Source organism: Actinoplanes sp. NPDC051388 (assembly GCF_055586225.1).
In genome coordinates, this window is record NZ_JBVJIP010000024.1 from 16,644 (window position 1) to 29,224 (window position 12,581).

Below are 12,581 nucleotides of genomic sequence, written 5' to 3' on the forward strand. Positions count from 1 at the left end.
CCTACCTATAACTCCTATCGGCTAGATAGAGTGAGGCATGCCGCATGACGAGGTGACCCACGATCGACTCCGGCTCCGGCAGTGGCTGCGCGGTGCGGCCGGCGGCTTCTCCCGACGCGACCTGCTCAAGCTGACCGCCGCCGTCGGAGCCTTCGGCGGCGCGGCCGGGCCTGCCTCCGCCGCAGCGGCCGGGCCTGCCTTCGCCGCAGCGGCCGGGCCTGCCTTCGCCGCAGCGGCCGGGCCGATTGTGAAGCCGCTGCCACCCGAGCTGTTCACCGTGCTCGGGACCAACGCCGAGATGCGCTGGTCGGCGATGGCCGACCAGGGACATCTGGTGCCGGTCGACCGGTTCTTCGTGCGCAACCACACCAGCACGCCGGTGCTCGACGCGGACACGTGGCGGCTGGAGGTGATGGGGCCGGGGCTGCGCGGTGGCCCGGTGACCTTCTCCTACGCGGACCTCAAGCGCCTGCCCAGCGAGACGATCACCACCGCGGTGGAGTGCGCGGGCAACGGGCGCAGCTACTACACGAGCCGGCAGGGGCAGACCGTCTCCGGCACCGCGTGGCACCTAGGCGGGATCGGAGTGGCCCGGTGGCGCGGCGTGCGGCTGTCCCACGTGCTGCGCCGGGCCGGGCTGTCCCGGCGGGCGGTGGACGTGCAGCCGGTCGGTCTGGACCCCGACTTCGTCTCCGGCGGCGTGGACCTGGGCCCGGTGCGGCGGCCGCTGCCGGTCCGCAAGGCGCTCGACGACGTTCTGCTGGCGTACGAGATGAACGGCGAACCGCTGCCACCCGACCACGGCCACCCGGTGCGCGTCGTGGTGCCCGGCTGGATCGGCATCGCGTCGATCAAGTGGGTGGGCCGCATCGAGGTGTCCGATCAGCCGCTCTTCTCGCCGTGGAACACCCAGTTTTACCGCCTCTTCGGGGAGGGCTACCCGGTGGACGGGCAGCCGTTCGACGAGCAGGTGGTGAAGAGCGCGTTCGAGCTGGACGAGGGCGCGATCCTCCCGGCCGGCCGGCGGCACCGCCTCACCGGGCGGTCCTGGTCGGCGCACGGCCCGATCCGCAAGGTCGAGGTGAGCACCGACGGCGGCTCGACCTGGCGGCGGGCGCGGCCGGTCGGCCCGGGCACCGCCTGGCAGCGGTGGGAGCTGGAGTGGAAACCGCGCACGCCGGGGCCGGTCGAACTGCTGGTCCGGGCGACGGACGTGCGCGGCAACACACAGCCCGCCGTCGCCCGGCACAACACTCTCGGCTACCTCTTCGACGCCGTGGTCCGGCACCCGGTGACGGTCAGCTGAGCGGCCCGCGCGGGATGTCGCCGCGCAGCGTGATGCGGTGCATGACCCGGCGGTGGGTGCCGTAGTCGCGGTTCGCGTAGTGGCTGGTGCTGCGGTTGTCCCAGAGCGCCACGTTGCCGGCCCGCCAGCGGTGCCGCACGATGTGCTCGGGCTTGGTCAGGTGCGCGTAGAGCAGGTCGAGGATCGCCCGGCTCTCGAACTCGGAGACCCCGGTGATGTGCGAGGTGAAGCCCGGGTTGACGAAGATGCCCTTGCGGCCGGTCTCCGGGTGCACGCGGATCACCGGATGCTCGACCGGGTCCAGCCTGGTGACCGTCTCGCCGTCCCAGACGTTGTCCTTGCCGCCGCGGCGCTGGGCCAGGTAGTAGCCGAACTCGCGGGTGCCGTCGTGCACGGCGGTCAGCTGGTCGGCGAGCTGCTGCACCGGGGTGGCCAGCGAGTCGTACGCGAGCTGCGAGTCGGCCCAGTTGGTGTCGCCACCGGACGGCGGCAGCGTGACGGCGCGCAGGATCGAGCCGAGCGGCGGGCGCTTCATGAACGTGACGTCGGTGTGCCACACGTCGGCGAAGCCGTTGTCGGTGCTGTCCAGCGCGTACACCTCGGGGTGGGCCGCGTCGACGTCGACCAGGGCGGCGCGCAACCCGGCGATGTCGTCATCGCTCGCGGTGAGCAGGTCGAGGTCGTGCACGATGGCGCCGAAGTGCGGGCCCAGGGGTTCGAGCTCGGTCATACGGAACTCCCTTCCATGTTGGCGGCGGCCCGGACGGCGTGGCCGATCTCGGACCGCAGGGCGGCGTAGTCCGGCCGGCCACGCAGCTCGTCCGGGGTGACCCCGGTGCGCGGCAGGTCGATGGGCAGATCGAGCACGACCCGGCCGGGCCGGGCGCTGAGCACCACCACCCGGCGGCCCAGGAACACCGCCTCGTCCACGCTGTGCGTCACGAACACGCAGGTGCGGCCGGTGGTCGCGGTGACCCGGCGCAGGTCCTCCTGCAGGCGTTCGCGGGTCAGCGCGTCCAGCGCGGCGAACGGCTCGTCGAGCAGCAGCAGCGGGTTCTCCACGGCGAGCGCGCGGGCGATCGCCACCCGTTGCTGCTGGCCGCCGGAGATCTGCCAGGTGCGGCGGTGCGCCACGTCGTGCAGCCCGACGTCGGCGAGAAGCTCCTCGACGCGGCCCTTGTCGGCGCGCTTGCGGTATCGCAGTGCCAGCTCGACGTTGCCACCCACGGTCTTCCACGGGAACAGCCGCGGCTGCTGGAACACCAGACCGGCGCCGCGGCCGGGCACCGGGGCCTGGCCGCCGGTGCGGACCGTGCCCGTGGTCGGCTGCTCGAAGCCGGCGATCAGCCGCAGCAGCGTGCTCTTGCCGCAGCCGGACGCGCCGACCAGCACCAGGAACTCACCCTGGGGCACGGTCAGATCGACCGGCCCGACCGCCTGGACGTCGCCGTAGGCATGGCTCAGCTCGCGGATCTCGATGGCGTCAGCCGAGGACATCCGGCAACCCCTTGCGATAGACCGCCTGCTGGACCGTGGCCAGATCCGGGACGGCGTCGATCTTCTGCTGGTCCTTGAGGTACTGCGCGGCGCTGACCAGGTTGTCGGCCAGCTTGCCCGGCGCCGCCTCGGTGCCCAGCCACTCCGGGCTCGCCAGGTCCGCCGGCTTGAGGAAGACGCCCTGGCTGAGCTGCGCCTGCGCGTCGGCGGGGGAGAGGTTGAGCTCGGCGCCGACCGACTTCGCCGCGGCCGCCGGGTCGGAGGCGATCAGGTTCAGCGCCTGCGCTTCGGCCTTGCGCCACGCGTCGACCGCCTCCGGATGCGCCTGGATGAAGGAGGTGGACACCACGCCCAGGTCCAGCGTCGGCTTGCCGGCGGTGGCCAGTTCGCGGCTGCTGACCAGCACCTTGCCGGTCTTCTTCAGCTCGTCGAGCGACGGCAGCCAGGAGTACGCGGCATCCAGGTCGCCCCGGGTCCACGCCGCCAGGATGTCCTGCGGCTCGAGGTCGACGATGCTGACCTCCTTCTCCGGCACGCCGGCCCGGTCCAGCGCGGCGAGCAGGCTGTAGTGCGCGGTCGAGGCGAACGCCACGCCGACCTTCTTGCCGCGCAGCCCGGCCACCTCGGTCACGTTGCTGCCGTCGCGCGCCACCAGGGCCTCGTTGTCGCCGGCCACGTCCAGCACGAACGCCACCTGATAGGGGATGTTCAGCGGCGCGGACAGCCCGCGGGCCACCGGGCTCGAGCCGATCGCCGCGATGTCGATGCTGCCCGCGACGAAGGCGGTGTTGATGCTCGCGCCGGAGTCGAACTTGGTCCAGGTGATCGAGTAGTCGGGCAGCGCCTTCTCCAGCAGCCCCTGGTTCTTGACCACCAGGTCGCCGCTGGGGAACGCCTGGTACGCGATCCGGATGCTTTTCTTGCCGGCGTCGGTGCCGCCGGACGCGGCGCCGTTACCGCACGCCGCCAGGGCGAACACGGTGAGGACCGCGAGGACCTTCCGCACGGGGACTCTCTTTCTAGGCACGGCCGCGCCACGGGATCAGCCGGTTTTCGGCGGTCCGCAGCAGGGGGTTGCGGGTCACCCGGGCGGCCAGCTCCCACAGCAGATAGAGCACGACCAGCGCGACCAGGCGCAGCAGCACCCGGCGCCGGCGGCCGGCGAAACCTGCCGATAACCCCGGCGGAATATGGTCTGCCCATGCCTGGTCCGCGACGCCGGTCGATCCTGATCTCGCGGCTCGCGGACAAGCCGGTCGGCAGCCCGCAGAGCGTGATCCTCGATGAGCTGCGCACGCTGATCCTGGACGGCGAGGTGCCACCCGGGTCACCGATCCCGGTGGATCAGGTGGCGGCCGCGTTCGGGGTCAGCCGGATCCCCGTGCGCGAGGCGCTGATGACCCTGATCGGCGAGGGCCTGGTCGACCACCGGCCGAACGGCGGCTACCGCGTGGCGATGATGACCGCGCCCGAGTTCAGCGAGTTCTACCTGGTCCGCGAGGCGCTGGAGACGGCGGCGCTGCGGGCGTCGGTGGCCCGGGCCGGCCCCGGCGACGACGCGCTGGCCCGCGCCGCGCACCAGGCCCTCGACGACGCGGTGGTGGCCGGTGACGCGCGGGCACACCACCGGGAGAGCCGCCGCTTCCACCTGGCGCTGATCCGGCCCTGCAACATGCGCCGGCTGCTGCACATGCTCGACGCCGCGTGGAACATGACGGAGCCGCTGCAGCCGATGTCCCACCTCGACAGCGCCGGGCGGGAGTCACTGCACGGAGACCACGCGGCCATGCTCGCCGCGTTCATCGACCGCGACACCGACCGGCTGCTGGCCGTCTTCGCCGCGCACCACCAGCGGCTGCAGTCGTTCATCGGGACGTTGCCGCAGGACACCGGGCTGTTCGCGGAATCGTGAAGATATACCGTTCCGCTCATCGGCCGGTAACAGCGCGTTCCTAGCGTGTGGCCATGGCCGACACCATGAGCCCTCAGGGGCATGCGGACATCGTCGAGGCCGCCGGCCACCCGGTCGGCGGCGGACTCATCAAGCCGGAGTACGACCCCCGGCTCACCAACGAGGACCTCGCCCCGCTGAGGAAGCAGTCCTGGGGCTCCTACAACATCTTCGCCTTCTGGATGTCCGACGTGCACAGCGTCGGCGGATACGTGACCGCGGGCAGCCTCTTCGCCCTGGGCCTGTCGAGCTGGCAGGTGCTGGTGTCGCTGGTCGTCGGCATCATGATCGTCTACTTCTTCTGCAACCTGGTGGCCAAGCCCAGCCAGATCACCGGCGTGCCCTATCCGGTGATCAACCGCTCGTCGTTCGGGGTGCTCGGCGCCAACCTGCCGGCCATCATCCGCGGCCTGATCGCGGTGGCCTGGTACGGCATCCAGACCTACCTCGCGTCCGCCGCGCTGGACGTGGTCGTGCTCAAGCTGTTCCCGAGCCTGATGCCCTACGCGGACGTCAACCAGTACGGCTTCCTCGGGCTGCCGCTGCTCGGCTGGTGCACCTACGCGCTGCTCTGGGTGCTGCAGGCGGCGGTGTTCTGGACCGGCATGGAGACGATCCGCAGGTTCATCGACTTCTGCGGCCCGGCCGTCTACGTGGTCATGTTCCTGCTCTGCGGCTACCTGATCTGGAAGGCCGGCTGGGGCTCGATCAACCTGACCCTCGGCGACGTCAGATACGAGGGCTGGTCCGCGCTGCCGATCATGCTCGGCGCGATCGCCCTGGTGGTGTCCTACTTCTCCGGCCCGATGCTGAACTTCGGCGACTTCTCCCGCTACGGCAGGTCGTACGCCGCGGTCAAGCGCGGCAACCTGCTCGGCCTGCCGGTGAACTTCCTGGTCTTCTCCCTCCTGGTGGTGGTGACCGCGTCGCTGACCATCCCGGTCTTCGGCGAGCTGATCACCGACCCGGTCGCCACGGTGTCCCGGATCGACAGCACCTTCGCCATCGTGCTCGGCGCGCTGACCTTCACCATCGCCACCATCGGCATCAACATCGTGGCCAACTTCATCAGCCCGGCCTTCGACTTCTCCAACGTCAGCCCGCAGCGCATCTCCTGGCGGGCCGGCGGCATGATCGCCGCGGTCGGCTCGGTGCTGATCACCCCGTGGAACCTCTACAACAATCCCGATGTCATCCACTACACGCTGGAGACGCTGGGCGCCTTCATCGGCCCGCTGTTCGGGGTGCTGATCGCCGACTACTACCTGATCCGCAAGCAGCAGGTGGACATCGACGACATGTTCACGATGTCCCCGGAGGGCCGCTATCACTACAAGAAGGGCTACAACCCGGCGGCGGTCATCGCCACCGCGGTCGGCGCCGTGATCGCGATGATCCCGGTGCTGTGGACCGGCGGCCCCGGCATGCACACCATCGCTCAGTACTCCTGGTTCATCGGCTGCGGCCTCGGCTTCGTGGTCTACCTGAGCCTGGCCTCGACGTTCCGGGTCAAGGAAATGTCGCGTGTTGCTTAGGGTCGTCAACCCGAACACCACGGCGTCGATGACGGCGCTGATCGAACGCAGTGCCCGGGCCGTCGCCGGCCCGGGCACCGTGGTCGAGGGGATCACCTCGCCGATGGGCCCGGCGTCGATCGAGAGCCACTACGACGAGGCTCTGGCGGTGCCCGGCCTGCTGGCCGCGATCGCCGCGGGGGAGCGGGACGGCGCCGACGGGTACGTGCTGGCCTGCTTCGGCGACCCCGGCCTGGATGCGGCCCGCGAGCTCGCGACCGGCCCGGTGGTCGGCATCGCCGAGGCGGCGATGCACGCGGCCACGATGGTCGGCCGCGGCTTCTCGGTGGTGACCACCCTGGACCGTACGAAGGGCCGGGCGTGGGACCTGGCACACCGGTACGTTGCCGCGGGCGCCTGCCGCGGCGTGCACGCGTGCGACATCCCGGTGCTGGCGCTGGAGACCGACCCGACCGTGCTGAAGCGCGTGGTGTCGCTGGCCCGCACCGCGCTGAAACGCGACGGATCCGACGTGATCGTGCTGGGCTGCGCCGGCCTGGCGGACCTGTGCGCGGCGGTCTCGGCCGAGCTGGGCGCCCCGGTCATCGACGGCGTCGCGGCCGGCGTGCTGCTCGCCGAATCCCTGGTCCGCCTGAGCGCCCACACTTCGCCCCGAGGCGAGTACGCCCCACCCCCGCCGAAGGTCTACACAGGACTGCTGGCTCCCTTCGCGGTGGATCGACGGTTGTAAACTCCGGGCCATGTCGCGTCGCCGGATGGTCGCCCTGATCGTGATGGCCGCCCTGCTGCTCGGCGGGTGCGGCGGCCCGGACGCCTTCGACCCCGCCGAGTCCCGGCCGTGCGCCTTCCTCACCTTCGAGGACCGCGAGGAATACGCGGTGGAAGTCAAACTGGACGAGACCAACGAGTGCTTCTTCGGCAAGAAGTCCGGCTGGGAGGACACGCTCACCGAGGTCGCGGTGCACTACCGCAACGAACCCGCGAACCTCGTGGCCGCATCCCTGGGCCTCGCGGCGGTGACCGGCGAGGAGGCCGAGGACACCAGGATCGCCTACCGCAGCACGACGAAGATCGACATCGAGCGGACCGGCGTCTGCCGGATGCTGGTGCCCTACGGCAAGGACAGCACCATGGACATCGCGGTCGGCATCGACCTCAGCGGGGTCCGGTGGTTCGCGCAGGAGCCCATCGACGATCCCTGCGCCTACATGGCCTACCAGCACGGCTATCCGGAAATGCTGGAAAAGCTCCGCAGCTGAGCTCTTGCCCGGCGCCCCTACGGCGGCGGGTCGACCGACTACCTCCTCGACGTCCACTCGATCCAGGCCCGCAACGGCATCGAGGTCGCGGCGGCGGACCAGGCGACCGCGGTGGACAAGATCATCTGGCCGCTTCCGTGCGCGTGACGGCCTTCTGGCTAGTCTGACCAGACGGGAGGTGGGTCACATGCGGTGGCCGGTGCAGGATGCGCAGCTGCGCTTCGCCGAGCTGCTGAGTGCTGCCGAGGCCGGCGAGCCGCAGACCGTTACGAGGCATGGCGAAGACGTTGCGGTGCTGATCGACATCGCGGAGTACCGCCGGTTATGTGGAGAGACGGTCGATTTCATGATCGACCTGTAATCCGGTCCGGCCATCGACGGCAACCTCGACATCAAGCGGTCCGACGAGCTGCCTCGGGACATCGACCTGGCCGGCTGAGCGGTGGCCTTCGCTGCCCGTTCGAACCCGGCTGAGCGGGCGCGTCACCAGCCTCGCGAGCGCCACTCCGGCAGGGAGGGGCGCTCGGCGCCCAGGGTCGAGTCCTTGCCGTGGCCCGGGTAGAACCACGTGTCGTCGCCGAAGGCGCCGAACAGCTTCGTCTCCACGTCGCCGATCAGCGAGGCGAAGTTGGTCTTGTCGCCGCGCGTGTTGCCCACCCCGCCCGGGAAGAGGCTGTCGCCGGTCCACAGGTGGGCGGTGCCGGCAGGGTCGCGGTAGGCCAGAGTGATCGAACCCGGCGTGTGGCCGACGATGTGGATCACCTCGAGCGTGCAGTCACCCACTGCGATCGTGTCGCCGCCGGTCACCTCGCGGGTCACCACCGGAATCTCGGCCGCGTCGTCGGTGTGCGCAATCGACTCCGCGCCGGTCGCCCGGACCACCTCCGCCAGCGCGCGGGTGTGGTCCTGGTGGCGGTGGGTAGTGACCACCGCGGTCAGGCCCGCGGAGCCGATCACCTCGAGGAGGCGCCCGGCGTCGTTCGCCGCGTCGATCAGCACCTGGCTGCCGTCGCTCGTGCAGCGCAGCAGGTAGGCGTTGTTGTCCATCGGGCCGACCGACACCTTGGTGATGGTCAGGCCGGGCAGTTCGCGCACGGCGGGCGGGCCGCCGGGCGTCACGTCACCGGTGTATTCGCTCATCTCTACTTCCACCTCGGCACTTCGGGAAGGTCGCCGGCCGGCTCCACGGTCAGGTCGGCGCCGTCGCCGCGGCCGGCCAGCCAGGCCGCGATCGAGCGGGTGGGCCCGCTCACCACGGGCGCGTCCGGGTCGTCGCCGATCGGCATCGGATGATCGATTCCGTACGGCCGCAGCACCACGCTGAGATCCTGCGGGTCGAAGCCGCTCACGCACTCGCGGAGCAGCCGCAGCGCGAACGCGTCCGACCAGTCCGCCGGGGTGTAGCCGGCGCCCAGATCGACGTGGTGCACCTCCACCTCGCGCAGCCGGGCCCACGGCACCGCCGCCGCCGACTGCCCGGTGGACGGCAGAAAGAAGGTCCAGGCCTCGGCCGGCATCGCCGCGGCGGCGTCCGCCAGCCGCTCGTGCGCGCCGCGCAGGTCGACGACCTGTTCCCGCAGCGGCCGGGCGGCGCCCGCCTCGATGCCCTCGGCACGGGCCGCCGGGGACGCGTACGCGGGCGTCTCCACGCCGGTCCGCGCCCAGGTCAGCAGGTTGGTGTAGGCGTCCGCGTTGCGGGCCACGTGGGTGAGGACGTGCCCGACGGTCCAGCCGGGCAGCGCCGACGGTTTGCCGACCGCCAACGGGTCGAGGCCCTCCGCGGCGCGCAGCAGGCGCTCGGTGGCGGCTTCGACGTCTGTCATCAACACGAGCGGGTCGATGGTCACCCGAAAAGCCTAGTGGAAGGGCCTCGGCGGAATTCGCTTTCCCCCTGGTGACGGCGAACGTACCGTCGGTGCAGACGCGTCGATCGAACCCGCGGAGGAGGTGGGAAGCGTGCTCGTTCTTGCTGCGTCCCGTCGCGCGGAGGCGCACGGCTGACCCCGGTCATCCGCGCTCTCCCCTCACTCAAAGGGATCTCATGACGCACGACCTGTCCCAGCTCGGCTGGGACGAGATTTTCGCATCCGCATATCGACCCGTGGACCGCTCCGACTCCTCCCCGGCGCGGGTGCTGCGCGCCGACCGCGGGGTCTGCACGGTGCTCGACGAGACCGGCGTCACCCGCGCCTCACTGGCCGGCGGACTGCTGCTCTCCGCCGCCGGCGACCCGTCCCGGCTGCCCTGTGCCGGCGACTGGGTGGTGCTGCGGCGCTGGCCGGATCGCCGCACCACAGTGGAGTGCGTGCTGCCCCGGCGCACCACGCTGATCCGCCGCACCGCGGACAAGGACGCCAGCGGGCAGGTGCTGGCGGCGAACATGGACACGGTCGCGGTGGTCGAGCCGATCCACCCCGAGCCGGATGACTCCCGCATCGAGCGGCTGCTCGCGCTCGCCTGGGACTCCGGGGCGCAACCGGTGCTCGTACTCTCCAAATCCGACACCGCCGACGACCCGGAGGCGCTCGCCGAGCAGATGTCGCGCCTGGCTCCGCGGGTCCCGGTCCTGCCGGTGAGCGTGAGCGCCGGGACCGGCCTCGAGCCGCTCCGCGAGCTGGTCACCCCCGGTCGCACGCTGGCGCTGCTCGGCAGATCGGGGGCGGGCAAGTCGACCCTGGTCAACGCGCTGACCGGCGCCGAGATCATGCCGGTGCAGGCGATCCGGCGGGCGGACGGCAAGGGCCGGCACACCACGGCCTATCGAAGTCTGGTGCCGGTGCCCGGCGGCGGCGCGGTGCTGGACACCCCCGGCATCCGCGGCGTCGGTCTGCTGGACACCGCGGCCGGGCTGGACCAGGCCTTCGCGGACATCGCCGAGCTGGCCTCGTTCTGCCGGTTCGGGGACTGCCGGCACGACGCCGAGCCGGGCTGCGCGGTGCAGGCCGAACTGGCCGCGGGCACCCTGTCGGCGCGCCGGCTGGAGAGCTGGCGCAAGCTGCATCAGGAGGTCGCGGTGGAGAGCGCACGGCAGGCCGTGCGCCTGGCCGGCGCCGCCGGTCGTCGCAAACGCCGTCCGTAACGCGCCTCTGGCAGAATGCACCGGTGCGCGCGGTGGATGAGCAGGTCGACAACCCGGCGGAGCCGGTTCCCACCGTCCCGCCGAGACGGGTGCTGCCGCGCCCGCGCCGGATGCGCGAGTGGGCCGCCTGGGCGAGTTATCCGGTGCTGGCCGCGCTGGTGCTGATCCAGTTGTGGCTCGATCCGAACGGCCGCGTGCTGTCGCACAACGACGACGACCACGGTTTCTTCCTCTTCGCCGTGACGCACGGCGAGCGGGTGCTCTTCCACGGCGACAACCCGCTGTTCAGCGACCGGATGAACGTGCCGGACGGCGTCAACATGATGGCGAACACGTCCATCCTGGCGCTGACGCTGCCGGTCGCGCCGATCACCCATCTCTTCGGCCCCGGCCTGTCGGTGGTCCTTCTTCTCACGCTCGGCCTGGCCGGCACGGCGGCGGCCTGGTTCTGGGTCTTCTCCCGGCATCTGGTACGCAACCGGTTCGCCGCGTGGGTGGGCGGGCTGTGGTGCGGTTTCTGCCCGGCGATGGTGTCGCACGCCAACGGGCACATCAACTTCGTCAGCCAGTTCGTGGTGCCGTTCCTGGTCTGGCAGGTGCTGCGGCTGCGCGAGCCCGGCCGGGTGCTGCGCGGCGGGGTGATCGTCGGGCTGCTGATCGTGCTGCAGGTGTTCGTCAACGAGGAGGTCCTCCTCTTCACCGCGCTCACGCTGGGCGTCTTCGTGATCGCGTACGCGGTGTTCTCGTGGCGGGTCGTGCGCGAGGCGGCCGGGCGGTTCGCGGCCGGGCTGGGCGTCGCGGCGGCGACCTCGGGGGTGCTGCTGGCCTATCCGCTGTGGTTCCAGTTCACCGGGCCGGGGTCCTACCAGGGGCAGCCCTTCGTGCCGGGCAAGTTCGTCACCGACCTGCTGGCGGTGGGCGCCTATGCCCGCCAGTCGCTGGCCGGCAACAACGCCGTCGGCCGGTGGCTGAGCATCAGCCCGACCGAGGACAACACGTTCTTCGGACTGCCGATGCTGGTTCTGCTGGTCGTCGCGCTGATCCTGCTGCGCCGGGTGGTCGCGGCCCGGGCCGTGGCGGTGGCCGCGCTGGTGCTGCTGATCGTCTCGTTCGGGCCATACCTGCGGATCGGTGGCTGGGACAGCTCGCTGCCGATGCCGTTCGGCCTGGTCAGCCACGTGCCGATCATCGACCTGGTGAGCGTGACCCGGTTCGCGATGGTGACCGCCACCCTGGTCGGGGTGCTGCTGGCCCTCGGCGTCGACCGCGGTCTGCGGTTGCCCCGCAAGCGCCGGGTCCGGTTCGGCGTGCTGCTCGCCGTGGCGATCATCCCGGTGCTGCCCAAGCCGCTGCCCACCGTGCCGGCCGAGCCGCTGCCGCCGTTCATCGCCGACGGGATGTGGCGCGACTACGTGCCGGCCGGCCGCAGCCTGGTGCCGGTGCCGCTGCCCGAGGTGACCAGCGGCCGCGAGGGGATGCGCTGGCTGGCGCTCAGCGGCGGCGACTTCCCGGTGCCGCGCGGCTACTTCATGGGCCCGGTCAACCCGCCGATCAGCACCACGGGCTCGTGGAACGCGCCGCAGCGGTACACCTCCAACCTGCTGTGGTGGGTCCGCGAGAACGGCCGGGCGCCGACATTGAACGACGCGCTCCGGGCGCGCGCCGTGGCCGACTTCACATATTGGCGGACGGCCGTGGTGGTGCTGGTGCCCGGCAGTCGTAACGTGGACCTGCTCGGCGCCACCCTCACCGATCTCCTCCAGCGGCAACCACAGAGAGTGGGCGGAGTGCTGCTCTGGGACATGCGCGACCTGCCGGTTCCCCCTCGCGAGTGACGGTTGGCCCGCCGGATCTGCGGGAATGTGCAAGGGGCGCACGGCGCTGCACCAGGGTCGCCGTTTTTTGTCGTACCCCGTGGCTAAAGTGGCCGCGACTTTGCTGACTCTCATACACA

At 71.1% G+C, this 12,581-nt stretch carries 14 protein-coding genes; 8 read left to right on the plus strand and 6 right to left on the minus strand.

The features are described 5' to 3' along the window. Positions 1-37: 37 nt before the first annotated feature. Positions 38-1,306 carry a sulfite oxidase gene (locus ACZ6TI_RS41575; protein ID WP_465350788.1) on the plus strand — a complete coding sequence of 423 codons (1,269 nt, stop codon included), beginning with the start codon at positions 38-40 and terminating at the stop codon, positions 1,304-1,306. Here the strand turns inward: ACZ6TI_RS41575 and ACZ6TI_RS41580 are convergent. Genes ACZ6TI_RS41580 through ACZ6TI_RS41595 form a run of 4 tightly spaced genes read right to left on the minus strand, consistent with a single transcriptional unit; the run spans position 1,299 to position 3,948 of the window. Further along, positions 1,299-2,036, minus strand: a complete 738-nt coding sequence (locus ACZ6TI_RS41580; RefSeq protein ID WP_465350789.1) for a TauD/TfdA dioxygenase family protein — start codon at positions 2,034-2,036, stop codon at positions 1,299-1,301. The genes ACZ6TI_RS41575 and ACZ6TI_RS41580 overlap by 8 nt on opposite strands. Further along, complete coding sequence (locus tag ACZ6TI_RS41585) at positions 2,033-2,803, minus strand: ABC transporter ATP-binding protein (RefSeq protein ID WP_465350790.1); 771 nt, start codon at positions 2,801-2,803, stop codon at positions 2,033-2,035. Before ACZ6TI_RS41585 ends, ACZ6TI_RS41580 begins: the two co-directional genes overlap by 4 nt. Then, complete coding sequence (locus tag ACZ6TI_RS41590; RefSeq protein ID WP_465350791.1) at positions 2,790-3,809, minus strand: taurine ABC transporter substrate-binding protein; 1,020 nt, start codon at positions 3,807-3,809, stop codon at positions 2,790-2,792. Before ACZ6TI_RS41590 ends, ACZ6TI_RS41585 begins: the two co-directional genes overlap by 14 nt. A 13-nt stretch (positions 3,810-3,822) precedes the next feature. Then, positions 3,823-3,948, minus strand: a complete 126-nt coding sequence (locus tag ACZ6TI_RS41595) for a hypothetical protein (protein WP_465350792.1) — start codon at positions 3,946-3,948, stop codon at positions 3,823-3,825. Between the two features lie 56 nt (positions 3,949-4,004). Between ACZ6TI_RS41595 and ACZ6TI_RS41600 the strand changes: the two genes are divergently transcribed. From ACZ6TI_RS41600 to ACZ6TI_RS41620, 5 genes are all read left to right on the plus strand, one after another. After that, positions 4,005-4,715 (plus strand): GntR family transcriptional regulator, encoded by a 711-nt coding sequence (locus ACZ6TI_RS41600; RefSeq protein ID WP_465350793.1) that lies wholly within the window; start codon positions 4,005-4,007, stop codon positions 4,713-4,715. Between the two features lie 53 nt (positions 4,716-4,768). Then, on the plus strand, positions 4,769-6,289 hold the full coding sequence (locus ACZ6TI_RS41605) for an NCS1 family nucleobase:cation symporter-1 (RefSeq protein ID WP_465350794.1): 1,521 nt from the start codon (positions 4,769-4,771) through the stop codon (positions 6,287-6,289). Then, positions 6,279-7,019 carry an aspartate/glutamate racemase family protein gene (locus tag ACZ6TI_RS41610; RefSeq protein WP_465350795.1) on the plus strand — a complete coding sequence of 247 codons (741 nt, stop codon included), beginning with the start codon at positions 6,279-6,281 and terminating at the stop codon, positions 7,017-7,019. Before ACZ6TI_RS41605 ends, ACZ6TI_RS41610 begins: the two co-directional genes overlap by 11 nt. A gap of 10 nt (positions 7,020-7,029) precedes the next feature. Beyond that, positions 7,030-7,548, plus strand: coding sequence for a hypothetical protein (locus tag ACZ6TI_RS41615; RefSeq protein WP_465350796.1), 519 nt, complete (start codon positions 7,030-7,032; stop codon positions 7,546-7,548). Between the two features lie 187 nt (positions 7,549-7,735). After that, positions 7,736-7,909, plus strand: a complete 174-nt coding sequence (locus tag ACZ6TI_RS41620) for a type II toxin-antitoxin system Phd/YefM family antitoxin (RefSeq protein WP_465350797.1) — start codon at positions 7,736-7,738, stop codon at positions 7,907-7,909. A gap of 122 nt (positions 7,910-8,031) precedes the next feature. Here ACZ6TI_RS41620 and ACZ6TI_RS41625 read toward each other — a convergent pair whose 3' ends face one another. Next, on the minus strand, positions 8,032-8,688 hold the full coding sequence (locus tag ACZ6TI_RS41625) for an MBL fold metallo-hydrolase (RefSeq protein WP_465350798.1): 657 nt from the start codon (positions 8,686-8,688) through the stop codon (positions 8,032-8,034). Between the two features lie 2 nt (positions 8,689-8,690). Continuing rightward, positions 8,691-9,395 (minus strand): maleylpyruvate isomerase family mycothiol-dependent enzyme, encoded by a 705-nt coding sequence (locus tag ACZ6TI_RS41630; RefSeq protein WP_465350799.1) that lies wholly within the window; start codon positions 9,393-9,395, stop codon positions 8,691-8,693. A 194-nt stretch (positions 9,396-9,589) separates the two neighbouring features. Between ACZ6TI_RS41630 and rsgA the strand changes: the two genes are divergently transcribed. Both rsgA and ACZ6TI_RS41640 read left to right on the plus strand, forming a co-directional pair. Further along, positions 9,590-10,627, plus strand: a complete 1,038-nt coding sequence (gene rsgA, locus ACZ6TI_RS41635; RefSeq protein ID WP_465350800.1) for a ribosome small subunit-dependent GTPase A — start codon at positions 9,590-9,592, stop codon at positions 10,625-10,627. Between the two features lie 23 nt (positions 10,628-10,650). Next, positions 10,651-12,462 carry a DUF6311 domain-containing protein gene (locus ACZ6TI_RS41640; protein WP_465350801.1) on the plus strand — a complete coding sequence of 604 codons (1,812 nt, stop codon included), beginning with the start codon at positions 10,651-10,653 and terminating at the stop codon, positions 12,460-12,462. Positions 12,463-12,581 lie beyond the last annotated feature (119 nt).